The organism is Oceaniradius stylonematis (assembly GCF_965223445.1).
GTDB lineage: Bacteria > Pseudomonadota > Alphaproteobacteria > Rhizobiales > Rhizobiaceae > Roseitalea > Roseitalea stylonematis.
On sequence record NZ_OZ244994.1, the window covers coordinates 1,102,613 to 1,117,585 of the forward strand.

The window sequence follows — 14,973 nt, forward strand, 5'->3', positions numbered from 1 at the left end:
TCGCCCTACCGATCGAGGTTCTTGCCGACGATGCGCATCAGGAAGATGGCGATGATGTTGGCGAGGATGATGGCGTAGACGCCGCCGGCCGAACCAAGGCCGATGTTCTGGCTGTCGACGACGCGCTGGAAGATCAGATAGGTGAGCGTCCGTGTGCCGAAGGACCCGCCGGTCGTCACGAAGATTTCCGCGAAGATCGACAACAGGAAGGTCGTCTGGATCAGGATCACGATGGTGATCGCCCGCGCCAGATGCGGCAGGATGATGAAACCGAATCGCGCGAACGCCGGCGCGCCATCCATCTCGGCCGCCTCGAGCTGCTCGCTGTCGAGCGACTGAACCGCGGTCAGCAGAATGAGCGTCGCGAACGGCAGCCACTGCCAGGACACGATCAGGATGATCGACTGGACCGAGGCATCGGAAAGCCACGACACCGGTTCGGCGCCGAAGAAGCGCCACAGATGTGCAAGAATCCCGTTGACCGGATCCATGAACATGTTCTTCCAGACCAGCGCGGACACGGTCGGCATCACGAAGAAAGGCGCGATCACCAGGATGCGGACGATCCCCTGACCCCAGAATGGCTGATCCAGCAGCAAAGCGAGCAGAACGCCGAGCACGACGGTAACCACGAGCACGCCGCCGACGATGACCAGCGTCGCCTGGACGCTGGGCCAGAAGGAACTCGAACTCAGGAACCGTGCATAGTTCTCGAAACCGACCCAGTCGAGACCCCGCTCGAGGGAGTCGCCGCGCAGCGGAAGATATCGCTTGAACGAGAAGAACAGTGTCATCGTCAGCGGCACCAGCATCCAGCCCAGAAGCAGGATCACGGCCGGTGCCATCATCAATCTGGCTGCGGAACGCGAATGCTGGGTTGCCATGGATGCATCTCCCCCGTTGACGGTCCAAGCCCGTCTCAGACGATGCGACGATTAAAGGTGTTTGAGCGCCGGGGGGCAACGTGCTGCCGCCCCCCCGGAAATGCGGCGGAAGGGCCTAGCGGTAGCCGGCGGCTTCCATGGCGTCGTTGGTGATTGCCTGCGCCTTTTCCAGCGCTTCCTCGACCGATTGCTGGCCGGCATAGACAGCCGAGAACTCCTGGCTGACCTCTGTGGCGATACCGGCAAACTCCGGAATGGCGACGAACTGGATGCCGACATAGGGCACGGGCTTGACGGTCGGGTTGGTCGGATCGGCCGCGTTGATGGAGTCAAGCGTCATCTGGGCGAACGGCACGGCCTGATACTCCGGATTCTCGTAGAGCGAGGTCCGGGCGCCGGGCGGCACGTTGGCCCAGCCCTCGTTCGCGGCCACGAGCTCGATGTACTCCTTCGAGGTCGCCCACTCGATGAACTGCTTGGCTTCGGCCTCCTTCTGCGTGCCCGCCGGGATTGCCAGCGCCCAGGCCCACAGCCAGTTGGAGCGTTTGCCCATGCCCGTGTCGGGCGCCAGCGCGAAACCGACCGAGTCGGCCACGGTGGAGTCATCGGGATTGGTCACGAAGGACGCCGCAACCGTGGCATCGATCCACATGCCGCATTTGCCCTGCTGGAACAGCGACAGGTTCTCGTTGAAGCCGTTGGTGGAGTATCCGGGAGGGCCGGCCTCGGCCATCAGGTCAACGAAGAAGTTGAGCGCGTTGGCCCACTCCGGCTGATCGAACTGGGCGTTCCAGTCCTCGTCGAACCAGCGCGCGCCGAACGAGTTCGCCGTGACCGTGATGAAGGCACCGCCCTCACCCCATCCGGCCTTGCCACGCAGGCAGATGCCGTTGATGTCGTTCTCGCGGTCGGTCATCGCAATCGCCGCTTCACGAATGAACTCCCAGGTCGGCGCCTCGGGCATTTCGAGCCCGGCGGCTTCCATCAGGTCGGTGCGGTACATCACCATGGAGCTTTCGCCATAGAACGGCGCGGCATAGAGCGTGCCATCGTGGGAAAGGCCACCGCGCATCGCCGGCAGGATATCGTCCACATCGTACTCGGCCGACAAATCGTCCAGCGGGATCAGCCAGCCGTTTGCGCCCCAGATCGGCGTCTCGTACATGCCGATGGTCATGATGTCGAACTGGCCGCCCTTGGTGGTGATGTCGGTCGTGACGCGCTGGCGCAGGACGTTCTCTTCCAGTGTCACCCACTCGACGCCGATGCCGGTCGCCTCGGTGAATTGATCCGTATAGCCCTGCATCCGGATCATGTCGCCATTGTTGACGGTGGCGACGGTGATGGTGGAGTGGTTATCAGCAAAGGCGCTGCCGGCCGCAAAGACCGAAAGCGCGGTTGCCGCACAAAGTGCGTTCTTTCTCAACATCCTCTTCCTCCCTGACATGGATGTGGTCGGGAGGTTAGCCATCAAAATTGTCTGGCGTCAAGAAAAGTTTTTCGCGCGTAAATTTTTGGATCGCGTCATGCGGAGGCTCTCAGCACGAGGCGCGCAGCAAAAAGCGTCTCCGTGCGCTTCTGGAACCGTCCGCCCGCCTCGATCAGATCGTTCAGTGTCCCGATCGCGCAATTGGCCACCGCATCATAATCGTGTGCGGCGGTTGTCAGCGACGGACAGGTGAAGCGCGAGAACGGATGATCGTCATGCGAGGCGACACGCAGCGCGCAGCCCTCGCCGCGTCCGACCCGGAAGCCCCGTTCGTAGCATGCCGACAGCAGCCCGATCGCCAGACGGTCATTGCTGCACAGAACGATGTTCGTGGGGAAACCGCCGGCGTCGAGGATCCGCAGCGCACCCTGGCGCCCGATCTCCTCGAAGGCCCATCCTTCACCCTCGATCTTGATGACATGCGGTTCAAGCCCGAGGCGCTCCATCATTTCAAGATAGGCCAGACGCCGCTTGTTGGCGTTCGGATTTGCCGGTGTCATCATCTCGAAGAAGCAGGGCGGGTCGCCCGTGCGGGTCAGATACTCCACCGTCTGCGACACGAAGCTGAAATTGTCCGAACCGACAAAGGCTTCGCCGACACCTTCGATGTTGCTGTCGAACAGGACTGTCGGCACATCCGCACAAAAGCGCTCGACCGTCTTGCGGTCCGAGGCGCGGCCAAGCGGCGCCAAAAGGACGCCGGCGGGCTTGAGCGACCGGAGGCTGTCGAGAATGTCGTTTTCCAGGTCCTGCTGGCCATGGGCGCTGAAAAGGGTCGGCCGGAACCCGGCTTCGATGCAGCGCTGCTCCAGCTGACGCGCGATTTCGGCGAAGAACGGATCGGCCAGATAAGGAACCACGATGCCGACATTCTTGGTCAGCTTCCGGTTCTGGTTCATCGCGAAAATGTTTGGACGGTAATCGTACCTTTCGAGCGCCCGCTCAATTCGCTCGCGCGTCGATGGCCGGACACTGTCGGGATCATGGAAATATTTGGAGATCGTCGGACGCGAAATGCCGCTCACCGCGGCAAACTCCTCCATGTTCCGGATCTTCGTGTCTGACATGCTGCTCCGCCGAGCGCCCAACTCGGCACAGGATCGGTACCATTACAGAAACTTACCATTTCTTATCGCGCGCAAATTTTCAACCATTTCGTCCACCGGCAGCCGGCGGCAGTCCGTAGGCAACGCCCCGGTGCAGTTCCCAGGAGCCCGCAGGCCTTCCATTTCCATGCGGTATATCCGGACAGTCCTTCGGGATCGCGGAAGACCGGAGCGCGCGCCGCGATGGGACCTGCCGATGTACTGGAAGCGCTCTGTCCGCTCCCGCTTCAGCGCGGGAGATCGCCGCACCTATGGGACGAGCAGCCATGCAATCGGGCGGCGCGCACGCGGCATCCGGTCGAACTCGACGGTCCCGCCGCAAAGGCCGACATGCCGGACCTGACGGACGACGCCGGAATTGCAGCCGACAGAGCAAGAGGCCCGCACAAGGCGGGCCCTCCAAATTCCGGACCAGGCCGGCACGGATCAGAATGCCGGCTCGACACTGTCGACATTCGCCTTCGTCACGACGGTGAGCGGGATCGGCAGGCGGGCGCCGACCTCCTGACCGTCGAGGATCCGGGCCATGGTCTCGATCGCAAGCTTGCCGTCTTCCACCGGCGACTGGACGATCGTCGAATACATCTCGCCGGACTTGATCGACTCGAAGGCATCCCTCTGGCCGTTGATCCCGACGATCGGCGGCATCGGCTCGCCGGGCCTGGCTTCCTTCCATGCGTCGATGAAACCGCGCGCCATCGTGTCGTCATTGGCGTAGACGCCGTCGATACCGTCGCCGAAGCGGGTGATCAGGTCGCGGCTGACGACGAGCGCCTTCTGCTGATCGAAGTCCGCGTTAACCGTATCGAGCACCTCGATCTTGCTGTCGATCTCGGCCAGCCGATCGACGAAGCCGCCGACGCGGCCGATTGTGGTGCCATTGCCCGCCTGTCCGGCGATCACGACGACCGAGCCCTCGCCGCCCAAAACGTCGGTGAGCGAGTCGGCGGCCATCCCGCCTTGCTCGTAGACATCGGGGCCGGTGAAAGACAGGATGAACTGGTTGGCCTGCTCGTCCATCGGCGAGTTGATCAGGATGGCCGGGATCTCGGCCTGCTGGGCCCTTGCCAGGCCGGGGATGTAGGCCTGCGGGTCAAGCGGCCACAGGATGATGCCGTCGGCGTTGCGCGCGATGCAGGTGTTGAGCTGCTGCGTGCCGGTCTGCACGTCGAAATTCTGGCTCAGCGTGATGACTTCGATGCCGAGTTCCTCGGCGCGTGCCTCCAGAGCCTCGTTGGCCGGGGTGGCATAGGCGTGCGCGTCGGCAGCGGTAACGTAGCAGACCGTCCTTGCCTCCGCCCAGCCAACAGAGGCGAGCAGCGCCAGCGCGCTGACGATCGTTCCGGTTTTCGCTTTGGTCATGGTTTCCTCCTGGTGATTGTGGGATTTCAGCCCGGGACGCCTGCCGCCGCATGTGTGCGCGGGCCCGGCCGCACGGTACGGTCGAGAACGACAAGCAGAATGAGAATGAGGCCGACGACGACCTGCTGGATGTAGGCGGGCACCGACTGGAACTCCATCGCGGTCGTCAGCGCGGCGATCGTCAGCACGCCGCCCAGCGTGCCGAGCGCGGAGCCGCGCCCGCCCTCGATGCGCGTCCCGCCGACCACCACCGCCGCGATCACGGTGACGATCAGCTCGGCGCCGAAAACGGGCGAGCCCGTATTGGTCGTCAGGCTCTGGAGCACACCGGCCACGCCGGCCAGCGTTCCGGCGAAGACGAAGGCCAGGAACACGGTCCGGCCGGGCGCGATGCCGCTTGCCTCGGCCGCATCGGCATTGGAGCCGACCGCGAACAGGTTGCGTCCCGCCACCGTGCGCGTCAGCCAGAAATGAAGCAGCAGGATCGAGCCGACGAACAGCGCGCTGCGCAGCGTGAAAATCTCAAGATGGACCGTCGACAGAGCCAGCGACAGCATGATGTCGGTGCCGGGAACGGGCTGGCTGTCGGTCAGCCAGTGCGCGACCGAACGGAAGATCAGCATGGTGGCAAGCGTGGCCACCAGCGCATTGACCTTGAAGACAACCGAGAGCAGCCCGTTGAAGGCGCCCGCCGCCGCCCCTGCCAGCACGCCGGCAAGGGCGGCTGGCCAGATGCCGATGACGGGCTGAAGCATGATGGCGGTGATGCCGGCCAGCGCAAAGGTCGAGCCGACCGAAAGATCGATCTGGCGCGCGATGAGCAGCACCGTCATGCCGATCGCGATGATGCCGATCGTCGCGCTGCGGTCGAGCCCCAGGCCGAGCGTGGTGACGCTCGGAAATCCCGAAACCGTCAGCGAGGCGATCAGCAGCGTCAGGCCGAGAATGACGGCGACGCGATAGCGGACGAGCCGCACAAGCACTGTCATAACGCCCCTCCTGCCCGCCGGCGAAGGGCGACATCGAGGGCGACCGCGATCGCGATCAGCAGACCGAGCGCAAAGCCCTGCACCGGCGTGCGCACGCCCTGCAGCACCATCACATTGGTCAGCAGCTGAACGAACACCAGTCCGGCTATCGCGCGCGGCACCGAGCCGAAGCCGCCCATGATCGAAACCCCGCCGACCACAACCGCCGTGATGGCGCTGAACTCGTAGCCCGTGCCCACCAGCGGCCGGGCGCTTTGCAGCGTCAATCCCAACAGCGCACCGCTCAAGCCCGCGCAGAGCCCTGTGATCACGAAGGCGCCGGCCTTGACCGCGCGCACCGGCACCGCACTCGCTTCCGCGGCGGCGTAGTTGCCGCCGGTCGCGATGGTCCACCGGCCCCAGTAGGAACGCGACAGCGCGAAGTGGCCGACCACCGCCACCGCCATGAAAATCAGCACGATGGCGGGTATGCCGAAAAGGCGGCTCTTGACCAGCGCGGCCGTGTCCGGGTTCGTGCCGTAGACGATCACGCCGCCCACCGCCGCCTGCACGATGCCCAGCACGATCGTGCCGACGCCAAGCGTGGCGACAATCGGGTTGATGCCGACATAGCCGATCAAAAGGCCGCTCATCAGCCCGCAGAAACCGGCAAGTGCAATCGCCGCCGCGAAGGCCGGCACCGGGCCGATGACCGGTTGCAGGGCGAGCGAGAGAATCGCTCCGCACGCAATCGTCGCGGGCACCGACAGATCGGCAAGCCCGCCCACCACGAGCACGAAGGTCATGCCCACCACGACGATGCCGACGATCGCCATCGAGGTCAGCACGTTGACGAAGTTTCCCGCGGTAAAGAACACGGGGCTGGCCAGAGAGCCGTAGATCAGCACCGCCAGGATTGCGATCGCAAGCCCGCCGCGCGACAAAAGATCGAACAGCGGACTGCCGCTCCGGAAGCGTTCGTTCGCCGTGCCTTGCTGCATCTGTATCGGCACGTCCGTCACGCCGCCTCCTCCCCGGTGGCAAGCGCCATGATCCTCGCCTCGCTCAGCGCCGCGCGCTCGACCGGCGCGGAGGCATGACCGTCGCGCATCACGACGACGCGGTCGCACACGCCCAGCACCTCGGACAGTTCCGACGAAATCATCACCACCGCCATGCCGCCGGCGACCAGCTCGCCGATGATGCGGTGAATTTCCGCCTTCGCGCCGACGTCGACGCCTCGCGTCGGCTCATCGAGAATGAGCACCGACGGGTTGGTGGAAAGCCATTTGGAGATAACCGCCTTTTGCTGGTTTCCACCCGAAAGAAGGCTGATGCGCCGCTCCGGGTCCGGCGGCACGATGGAGAAATCCTTGGTGTAGCTTTCGGCCAGCTTGCGGTCCGCGCTCATGCTCACCCTGCCGAAGCGGGACAGCTTGCGCAGCACCGGCAGGCTGATGTTCTCCCTCACGCTCAAAGACGGTACGATGCCGTCGTCCTTGCGGTCCTCGGGCACATAGGCGATGCCGGCGCGCACGGCAGCCGCTGGTGAATTGATCGCAACCGGCTTTCCGCCGATTTCGACCCGGCCTTCGGTGACGCGCGCCAGGCCGAAGACCGACCTGGCCAATTCGGTGCGCCCTGCCCCGACAAGCCCGGTGAGGCCGAGAATCTCGCCCGCCCGCACCTCGAAGCTCACATCGCGGAAGTTGTAGCCGTCGCCGAGGCCCTCGACCTTCAGCACCGGAGCGCCGATTTCCGACGGCGTCTTGGGAAAGACATTGGTGACCTCGCGCCCCACCATCAGGCGGATCATCTCGGCAGCCGTTATTCCGTCTGCCGGGCGCGTGTCGATCATGCTGCCGTCGCGCAGGATGGTCACGTCGTCGGCGATCTCCAGCACCTCCTTGAGGCGGTGGCTGATGTAGACGATCGCAATGCCTTCCTGCTTCATCTTGCGCAGGATGCGGAACAGGGCCGCGGTCTCGTGCTCGCTCAGGCTGGAGGTCGGCTCGTCCAGAACGATGATGCGGGGCCCGGCCGCATAGGCCTTTGCAATCTCGACGAGCTGCTGCTGGCTGATCGACAGGTCGCCGAGCCGTGCCTTCGGATCGATCGCGGCGCCAAGCTCGTCGAGGATGGCGGCGGCATCGCGGACCATTTTCGCCTTGTCGGCAAGACCCCACTTGCGCGGCATGCGGCCGAGATAGACGTTTTCGGCAACGGTGAGGTCCGGAACCAGATTGAGTTCCTGATGAACCATGCGGATGCCAAGTCTCTGCGCGTCGGCGGGCTTGCGCATGCGCACTTCGACACCGGCGATATCGGTCGTCCCCGTCGTCGGCAGATAGGTGCCGCTGAGCACCTTCATCAGCGTCGACTTGCCGGCGCCGTTTTCGCCGACGATCGCATGAACGCGACCGAAGTCGACCGTCAGATTGACGTCCGAAAGCGCCTTCACGCCCGGAAAAGTCTTGCTGATCCCCCGCATGCGGAGAGCTGTTGCCACAGCCGACATACCCTTCCTCCCGACGGCACACCCCTGCCCCTCATTCCGGCATGGGATATGCATTGTTCTATTACACTAATATAATAGACGACGCAAGCGACGCCCTCCGGCTTTCTCGGCGGCCTACAGAGCAAGGTCGTAGAAGCGTAACGCGTTCAGGCCGTAGACCGCATCCCTTGCCGCTTCCGTGAGGCGCCCGTCGAGGATCGCCCGAAGCGCCTGCAGGGCCTCGGCATAGCTGCCCGCCTGAAGGCATACCGGCCAGTCGCTCCCGAACATCAGCCGGTCGGGGCCAAACAGCCCGACGACATGATCCAAATAAGGTTCCAGGTCCTTCGGCCTCCACAGCCGATGGTCGGCCTCGGTGATCATGCCCGAGAGCTTGCAATGCACATTCGGGAAGGAAGCGACGCTTGCCACGTTCCCGGCCCATCCGTCGAACGCACCGGACGCGATGTCCGGCTTGGCGATATGATCGATGACGGCTTTCAGGCCCGGCACCGCTTCCAGCGCGCGAACGACATGCGGCAGGTGTCGGGGACAAGCCAGAATGTCGAAAGCGATGCCGCGCTCCGCCAGCAGCTTGAGATTGGCAAGCACCGCGGGTCGCACAATGTAGGCGTCGTCCGCCAGATCCTGCAGCATCGGCCGCAGGCCGACGAATTTGGGTTGCCGCGCCAGCAGATCGAGCTTGGCGCCGAAGCCGGCCTCGTCCATGTCGAGCCAGCCGACGACGCCGGCGACGAACGGCGTTTGCGCCGCCAGCTCCAGCAGGAATGCGGTCTCCGCCTCGGTTTGCGCCGCCTGCACGACCACCGTCGCGTCCACGCCGGCCTTGCGCAGCAGCGGGGCAAGGTCTTCCGGCATGAAGTCGCGATGGAGCGGCTCGCCCATCCCGGGCGCCATCCAGTGATAGTCGCCGCGCCGGACCTGCCAGAAGTGATGATGGGCGTCGATGACGGGCGCGGCGGCCATCTGCCTGTCCTACCCGTCCGCGCGGAACGTCTGCCTTTGGCTTCCCAGCCCTTCTATGCCGAGTTCGACGACATCGCCGTCTCTGAGATAGCGCGGCGGCTTCATGCCCATGCCGACGCCGGGCGGCGTGCCGGTCGAGATGATGTCGCCGGGCAGCAGCGACATGAACTGCGACAGGTAGGCGACCAGATGCGCCACGCCGTAGACCATCGTCCTCGTCGAACCGTCCTGCATGGTCTCGCCGTTCACCTTCAGCCACATGCCGAGGTTCTGCGGATCGGCGATCTCGTCTCGTGTGACCAGCCAGGGACCGACGGGACCGAACGTGTCGCAGCTCTTGCCCTTCGTCCACTGGCCTTGCCGTTCCGCCTGGAAGGCGCGCTCGGAAACGTCATGCGTCACGCAATAGCCGGCCACATGATCCATCGCATCGGCTTCGGCGACGTATTTGGCCGGCTTGCCGATCACCACGCCGAGTTCGACCTCCCAGTCGGTCTTTTCCGACCCGCGCGGGATCAGAACGTCGTCGTCCGGGCCGGCGATCGCCGAGGACGCCTTCATGAAGATCACCGGCTCGGAGGGCACCTCCATGCCCGACTCGGCGGCATGGTCGGCATAGTTGAGGCCGATACAGATGAACTTGCCCGTCCCTGCAACGCACGGGCCGATGCGCGGCTTGCCGGAGACAAGCGGCAGGCTTTGCGGATCGGTTCGCGACAGCGCCGTCAGGGCGTCGGGGTGCAGATGCTCGCCCGCAATGTCGGCGATGACGCCGGAAAGATCGCGGATCTCCCCGTCGGCATCGATCAGGCCCGGCTTCTCGGCACCGGCATCGCCAAAACGAACAAGCTTCATGACTATCTCCCGAATGAAACGATCAGTATGTGGCGCGGCCGCCGGAAAGGTCGAAGACCGACGCGGTGGTGAAGCTGTTTTCCTTTGTAACCAGCCAGGCCACCATGTTCGCCGCCTCATCCACCTCAAGGAAACGCGCGCGCGGAATCTTCGACAGCATGTAGTCGATATGCTCCTGCTTCATCTGGTCGAAGATCGGCGTGCGGGCGGCGGCCGGCGTAACGCAATTGACCGCGATGTCGAAGCCGGCCAATTCCTTGCCCAGCGATTTCGTCAGGCCGATCACCGCCGCCTTGGATGCGGAATAGGCCGAAGCGTTGGGGTTGCCTTCCTTGCCGGCGACCGAGGCGACGTTGACGATACGCCCATAGTTCCGCGCCTTCATCGAAGGCACAACGGCCCGGTTCACGTAGAACGTGCCGTTCAGGTTGATGTCGACCACGCGCCGCCAGTCGTCAAGCGGATAGTCCTCGAGCGTATGGTTGGGACCGGCAATGCCTGCCGAGTTGATCAGAATGGAAACCGGGCCGAGGCGCTCTTCGGTCTCCTTGCGGGCTGCCGCGACTGCCTCGGCGTCGGCGATATCCACGACCGCCATATCGGCGCCCGCACCGAGTTCCGCCTTTGCAGCCGCCAGCCGTTCGCCGCCAATGTCCCAAAGACAGACCCTTGCGCCGGAGGCCAGAACACGCCTGGCAAAGGCAAACCCCAGCCCCTGTGCGCCGCCGGTGATGACCGCAACCTGGCCTTCAAGATCCAACTTGTTGATTGCTCCATCCTCCCCGATCGATGTCCTGCGGGCCGTGCACAGCTCATTCCGCGCAACGGCATTTCCGGCATTGCCCTTGCATATTACACTAGTATAATGCAAGCCTCGTGAAGCCGGAAACGGCCTTCACACAGCCTGCCGGCACGGGGGTATCGCCCGTGCCCGACGTGACCGCAAACTGCCGTGAGGACGGGACAATGATTTCAAGATCACCCGACCAGACCAGCGAAGACCGCCTGTCGGCCTTTCTCGGCGGCGTTGCTCTCAACAGGGCGATCCCGCTGCGCGATCAGGTCTACTCGCTCGTCCGCAGGGCCATCGTCACCGGCAAGCTTGCGCCCGGCGCGCCCATCAATGAGATCGACATCGCGACCCGACTGGGCATCTCGCGCACCCCCGTGCGCGAAGCGGTCAAGAAGGTTAGCGACGAGGGCCTCGTCAGGGTCTTCGCGCAGCACGGCACCTTTGTCGCCGACATCAGGCGCGAGCAGGTCGAAGAATCATACATCATCCGCATCGCGCTCGAAATGGAAAGCATCAAGCGTGCTGCCCCGCGCATCACGCCTTCCCATGTCCAGGACCTCGAAGACATCGTCAATGCGCATGAGACCGCGGTGAAGCGCTCGCGATATGACGAGGCGATTGCGCGCGACGACGACTTTCACCGCTACATCGCCGAGGTCAACGGCCTGCACATGCTGTGGAAGGTGGTCGACATATCCAAGGCCCAGATGGATCGCTGCCGGCTGCTGGCCCTGCCGAGCCCCGGCGCCGGCCAGGAGACGATCGCCCAGCACCGCGCCATCCTCGAAGCGCTCGCCAAACGCGATCAGGAGGCCTCGATGCGGGCCCTGGAAAACCATCTCCAGACGTCGCTCGACAACACGCTTGCCTATCTCGACGCGAACGCCGGCGAGCGCGAGCCCTGACCCGAGCGGCCCGGCGCTGCGTTGCGGGCCCACGCAAAACAAGGCAAATGACCGGAGGAACGCAGGTGAAGGTAGCGCAACGCAGGGCCGTGAAGCGGGCCGGTCTGGAGTTGACAGCGCTGGGACTGGGCTGCGCCGCGTTCGGCGGGCTCTACCGGTCCATCACCGCGAGCGACGCACTGGCTGCACTGCGGACGGCCTGGCAGGCGGGCATCCGCCATTTCGACACGGCGCCGATGTACGGGCTCGGGCGGGCCGAGCATCTTCTCGGGCACTTCCTGCGCGAAGGAAACATTGCCCCCGGGGAGGCTGTCATCAGCACCAAGGTCGGCCGGCTGATGGCCCTGCCCCGCCCTGGCCGCGAACTGCCGCCCGAACCACCGAAGAACCCGTTCGATACCGGCTGGAGCAACGGCCTTCGGTTCCGCGAGGTCTTCGACTACAGCTATGACGGCCTGATGCGCAGTTTCGACGACAGCCAGCAGCGCCTCGGCCTGCCGGACATCGATTTGCTGTTCGTGCACGACATCGGCCGCGTCACCCACGGCGAACGGCACGATCGGACATGGAGGGATCTGACCGGCGGCGGCTTCCGGGCACTGCGCGAATTGAAGGCGGCGGGCCTGATCAAGGGCTTCGGCCTCGGGGTCAACGAGACCCGGGCGATCGACGAGGCGATGAACGAGACCGACATCGATTGCTGTCTTCTTGCCGGACGCTACACGCTGCTCGACCGGTCGGGCGAGGCGCTTCTGGCCACGGCGAAGTCGCGCGATGTCGCGATCGTGGCGGGCGGCGTCTACAACTCCGGCATCCTCGCGGCAGGCAATGCGGGCGACCGCAAGTTCGACTATCGCGACGCCCCGCCGGAGATCGTCGGCAAGGTCGATCGTCTCGCCGCCACCTGCGCCCGCTTCGACGTGCCTTTGGGTGCTGCCGCACTCCAGTTTCCGATGCGCAACGAAGCCGTCACGTCGGTGCTTGTTGGCGCCAGAACCGCCGAAGATGTGGCGTCCAGCGTCGACTGGTTCGAGTGCGCGATACCCGATGCGTTGTGGAGCGAACTCGACGCTGCCGCCTGACGCGGCGGCGCGGCCCTACATGGTCGCCCCGACCGACCAGGGAACGAATTCGCTGTCTCCGTAGCCGAGCTGTTCGGACTTGGTCCGCTCGCCCGACGCGACCGCCAGAACCCGCTGCAGGATTTCCTCACCCTTCTGCGCCAGCGAGACCCCATCGAGGACATCGCCGCAGTTGATGTCCATGTCCTCGTTCATCTGCTCGTAGATGTACGAGTTGGAAGCCAACTTCAGCGAAGGCGTCGGCTTGCAACCGAAGGCCGAACCGCGCCCCGTGGTGAAGCAGAGCACGTTGGCGCCGCCGGCCACCTGCCCCGTCGCCGAGACCGGGTCGTAGCCGGGCGTGTCCATGAACACCAACCCCTTTGCCGTGACCGGATCGGCATAGTCGAAGACACCGTTGAGGTTGGTCGAGCCACCCTTCGCCGCCGCTCCCAGAGACTTTTCGAGGATCGTCGTCAGCCCGCCCGCCTTGTTGCCGGGCGACGGATTGTTGTTCATCTCCATGTTGTGGCGCGCGGTATAGTCCTCCCACCAGCGGATGCGCTCCGCCAGCTTCTCGCCCACCTGCGTGCTACCGGCACGGTGCATCAGAAGGTGTTCGGCACCGTAGATCTCCGGCGTCTCCGACAGGATTGCGGTGCCGCCTTCGGCCACCAGCAGATCGACCGCCACGCCCAGCGCAGGGTTGGCCGTGATGCCCGAATAGCCATCGGAGCCGCCGCACTGAAGCGCGAGCATCAGTTCCGAAGCCGGCGCCTCGCCGCGTGTCGCCTGGTTGACGATCGGCAGCATCTCTTCGACCGCGCGCACCCCCGCCTCCACCGTCTTGCGCGTGCCGCCCACTTCCTGGATCGTCAGCGTTCGAAAGGTCGCGTCCTCGCTGATGCCATAGGACCGCATCCAGCGCGGGATCTGGAACGCCTCGCACCCCAGGCCCACCATCAGCACGCCGCCAACGTTGGGATTTGTCGCAAAGCCCCACTGCGTGCGCTTGAGAAGCTCGTAGGCCTCGCCATGCGTGTCCAGCCCGCAGCCGGTGCCGTGCACCAGCGAAATGACACCGTCGACATTGGGATAGTCGGCAAGGATACCGGACCTCGTCACGTGGTCGGCGATGAAGCGCGCGGCACTCGCCGAGCAGTTCACCGACGTCAGCACGGCGACATAGTTGCGGGTGCCGTACTTGCCGTTGGCCCTGCGGAAGCCCTGGAATGTGCGCCTTCGTTCCGGCGTGACGAACGCGGTAGGCTTGGTTTCGGTGCCGAAAGCGTAATCGCGATCGAAGCTGTGAAGATAGACATTGTGCTCGTGCACCCAGCTTCCCGGCGCGATGTCTTCCCTGGCGAAGCCGATCACCTGCCCGTACTTGACCACGGCCGCATCGCACGCGATTGCCTCCACCGCCATCTTGTGGCCTCGCGGCACGCGTTGCGAAGCCGTGACGCCGGCGAACGTGTCGCCGGCGCTGAACGGCTCGATCGCCACGACGATGTTATCGGCATCGGTAAGTCTGAGTGCGCGCGCTGTCGGTGCCGTCAACATGGTCTGAAAATCGCCTGAAAAACGGTGTTGCAACTCGATGGGAATATAAGAATACTAATATAACAGTCGATACGGGTCAAGGCGGCACGCCGGCCGGCCGATGCGGGAAGGACACGAAAATGCAACGTATGGGTTTATGTATCGGCCTGAAGGCGGATCAGGTCGAACGGTATCGCGAACTGCACACCGACGTATGGCCGGACGTGCTGGCTGCCATTTCGGCAGCAAACATCCGCAACTATTCGATCTTCCTCAAGCAGCCCGAGAACCTGTTGTTCGCCTACTGGGAATATGTCGGTTCCGATTTCGGGCGCGACATGGCGATCATGCGCGACAAGCCTGCAATGCAGGAATGGTGGAAAATCTGCGACCCGCTGCAACAGCCCTTCGAAACGCGTCGCGACGGTGAATGGTGGGCGTCGATGGAACGCGTGTTCTGGCTTCCGTGAAATGAACGGCCAGGGCATCAAACCGTCCCGGCCCATGGCAGCCGCGAGCGACGT

General features: G+C 64.3%; 14 protein-coding genes. 3 read left to right on the forward strand and 11 right to left on the reverse strand.

Annotation, left to right across the window (positions count from 1 at the left end; genetic code table 11):
• Positions 1–5 precede the first annotated feature (5 nt).
• From ACOQOU_RS05490 to ACOQOU_RS05535, 10 genes are all read right to left on the reverse strand, one after another.
• A complete protein-coding gene (locus ACOQOU_RS05490; protein ID WP_306025160.1) occupies positions 6–884 on the reverse strand; it encodes a carbohydrate ABC transporter permease in 879 nt (292 codons plus the stop codon).
• A gap of 115 nt (positions 885–999) precedes the next feature.
• Positions 1,000–2,310: an ABC transporter substrate-binding protein gene (locus ACOQOU_RS05495; protein WP_375565840.1), complete on the reverse strand. Its 1,311-nt coding sequence runs from the start codon at positions 2,308–2,310 to the stop codon at positions 1,000–1,002.
• Positions 2,311–2,408: 98 nt separating this feature from the next.
• On the reverse strand, positions 2,409–3,440 hold the full coding sequence (locus ACOQOU_RS05500) for a LacI family DNA-binding transcriptional regulator (protein WP_306025159.1): 1,032 nt from the start codon (positions 3,438–3,440) through the stop codon (positions 2,409–2,411).
• A 465-nt stretch (positions 3,441–3,905) separates the two neighbouring features.
• On the reverse strand, positions 3,906–4,841 hold the full coding sequence (locus ACOQOU_RS05505) for a sugar ABC transporter substrate-binding protein (protein WP_109768281.1): 936 nt from the start codon (positions 4,839–4,841) through the stop codon (positions 3,906–3,908).
• 26 nt (positions 4,842–4,867) lie between these two features.
• Complete coding sequence (locus ACOQOU_RS05510) at positions 4,868–5,830, reverse strand: ABC transporter permease (RefSeq protein WP_306025158.1); 963 nt, start codon at positions 5,828–5,830, stop codon at positions 4,868–4,870.
• Positions 5,827–6,717: an ABC transporter permease gene (locus ACOQOU_RS05515; protein ID WP_306025157.1), complete on the reverse strand. Its 891-nt coding sequence runs from the start codon at positions 6,715–6,717 to the stop codon at positions 5,827–5,829. Before ACOQOU_RS05515 ends, ACOQOU_RS05510 begins: the two co-directional genes overlap by 4 nt.
• Positions 6,718–6,827: 110 nt before the next feature.
• Positions 6,828–8,327 carry a sugar ABC transporter ATP-binding protein gene (locus ACOQOU_RS05520; protein ID WP_306025156.1) on the reverse strand — a complete coding sequence of 500 codons (1,500 nt, stop codon included), beginning with the start codon at positions 8,325–8,327 and terminating at the stop codon, positions 6,828–6,830.
• A 114-nt stretch (positions 8,328–8,441) separates the two neighbouring features.
• Positions 8,442–9,293, reverse strand: a complete 852-nt coding sequence (locus ACOQOU_RS05525) for an amidohydrolase family protein (protein WP_306025155.1) — start codon at positions 9,291–9,293, stop codon at positions 8,442–8,444.
• Between the two features lie 9 nt (positions 9,294–9,302).
• Positions 9,303–10,148, reverse strand: coding sequence for a fumarylacetoacetate hydrolase family protein (locus ACOQOU_RS05530; protein WP_306025154.1), 846 nt, complete (start codon positions 10,146–10,148; stop codon positions 9,303–9,305).
• Positions 10,149–10,170: 22 nt separating this feature from the next.
• Positions 10,171–10,917 carry an SDR family NAD(P)-dependent oxidoreductase gene (locus ACOQOU_RS05535; protein WP_109768301.1) on the reverse strand — a complete coding sequence of 249 codons (747 nt, stop codon included), beginning with the start codon at positions 10,915–10,917 and terminating at the stop codon, positions 10,171–10,173.
• Between the two features lie 197 nt (positions 10,918–11,114).
• Between ACOQOU_RS05535 and ACOQOU_RS05540 the strand changes: the two genes are divergently transcribed.
• Both ACOQOU_RS05540 and ACOQOU_RS05545 read left to right on the forward strand, forming a co-directional pair.
• Positions 11,115–11,846 carry a GntR family transcriptional regulator gene (locus tag ACOQOU_RS05540; RefSeq protein ID WP_120222789.1) on the forward strand — a complete coding sequence of 244 codons (732 nt, stop codon included), beginning with the start codon at positions 11,115–11,117 and terminating at the stop codon, positions 11,844–11,846.
• A gap of 47 nt (positions 11,847–11,893) precedes the next feature.
• Positions 11,894–12,928: an aldo/keto reductase gene (locus ACOQOU_RS05545; RefSeq protein ID WP_306025153.1), complete on the forward strand. Its 1,035-nt coding sequence runs from the start codon at positions 11,894–11,896 to the stop codon at positions 12,926–12,928.
• Positions 12,929–12,943: 15 nt separating this feature from the next.
• Here the strand turns inward: ACOQOU_RS05545 and ACOQOU_RS05550 are convergent, their stop codons facing one another.
• Complete coding sequence (locus tag ACOQOU_RS05550) at positions 12,944–14,470, reverse strand: UxaA family hydrolase (protein ID WP_306025152.1); 1,527 nt, start codon at positions 14,468–14,470, stop codon at positions 12,944–12,946.
• Between the two features lie 119 nt (positions 14,471–14,589).
• Between ACOQOU_RS05550 and ACOQOU_RS05555 the strand changes: the two genes are divergently transcribed.
• Positions 14,590–14,919: an L-rhamnose mutarotase gene (locus tag ACOQOU_RS05555; protein WP_109767447.1), complete on the forward strand. Its 330-nt coding sequence runs from the start codon at positions 14,590–14,592 to the stop codon at positions 14,917–14,919.
• Positions 14,920–14,973: the final 54 nt, after the last annotated feature.

What these genes read in the sequence shown, in the direction of transcription:
- ACOQOU_RS05490 (WP_306025160.1), bottom strand. Translation starts at nt 884, where the DNA reads ATGGCAACCCAGCATTCGCGTTCCGCAGCCAGATTGATGATGGCACCG.
- ACOQOU_RS05500 (WP_306025159.1), bottom strand. Translation starts at nt 3,440, where the DNA reads ATGTCAGACACGAAGATCCGGAACATGGAGGAGTTTGCCGCGGTGAGC.
- ACOQOU_RS05505 (WP_109768281.1), bottom strand. Translation starts at nt 4,841, where the DNA reads ATGACCAAAGCGAAAACCGGAACGATCGTCAGCGCGCTGGCGCTGCTC.
- ACOQOU_RS05510 (WP_306025158.1), bottom strand. Translation starts at nt 5,830, where the DNA reads ATGACAGTGCTTGTGCGGCTCGTCCGCTATCGCGTCGCCGTCATTCTC.
- ACOQOU_RS05520 (WP_306025156.1), bottom strand. Translation starts at nt 8,327, where the DNA reads ATGTCGGCTGTGGCAACAGCTCTCCGCATGCGGGGGATCAGCAAGACT.
- ACOQOU_RS05525 (WP_306025155.1), bottom strand. Translation starts at nt 9,293, where the DNA reads ATGGCCGCCGCGCCCGTCATCGACGCCCATCATCACTTCTGGCAGGTC.
- ACOQOU_RS05530 (WP_306025154.1), bottom strand. Translation starts at nt 10,148, where the DNA reads ATGAAGCTTGTTCGTTTTGGCGATGCCGGTGCCGAGAAGCCGGGCCTG.
- ACOQOU_RS05540 (WP_120222789.1), top strand. Translation starts at nt 11,115, where the DNA reads ATGATTTCAAGATCACCCGACCAGACCAGCGAAGACCGCCTGTCGGCC.
- ACOQOU_RS05545 (WP_306025153.1), top strand. Translation starts at nt 11,894, where the DNA reads ATGACCGGAGGAACGCAGGTGAAGGTAGCGCAACGCAGGGCCGTGAAG.
- ACOQOU_RS05550 (WP_306025152.1), bottom strand. Translation starts at nt 14,470, where the DNA reads ATGTTGACGGCACCGACAGCGCGCGCACTCAGACTTACCGATGCCGAT.
- ACOQOU_RS05555 (WP_109767447.1), top strand. Translation starts at nt 14,590, where the DNA reads ATGCAACGTATGGGTTTATGTATCGGCCTGAAGGCGGATCAGGTCGAA.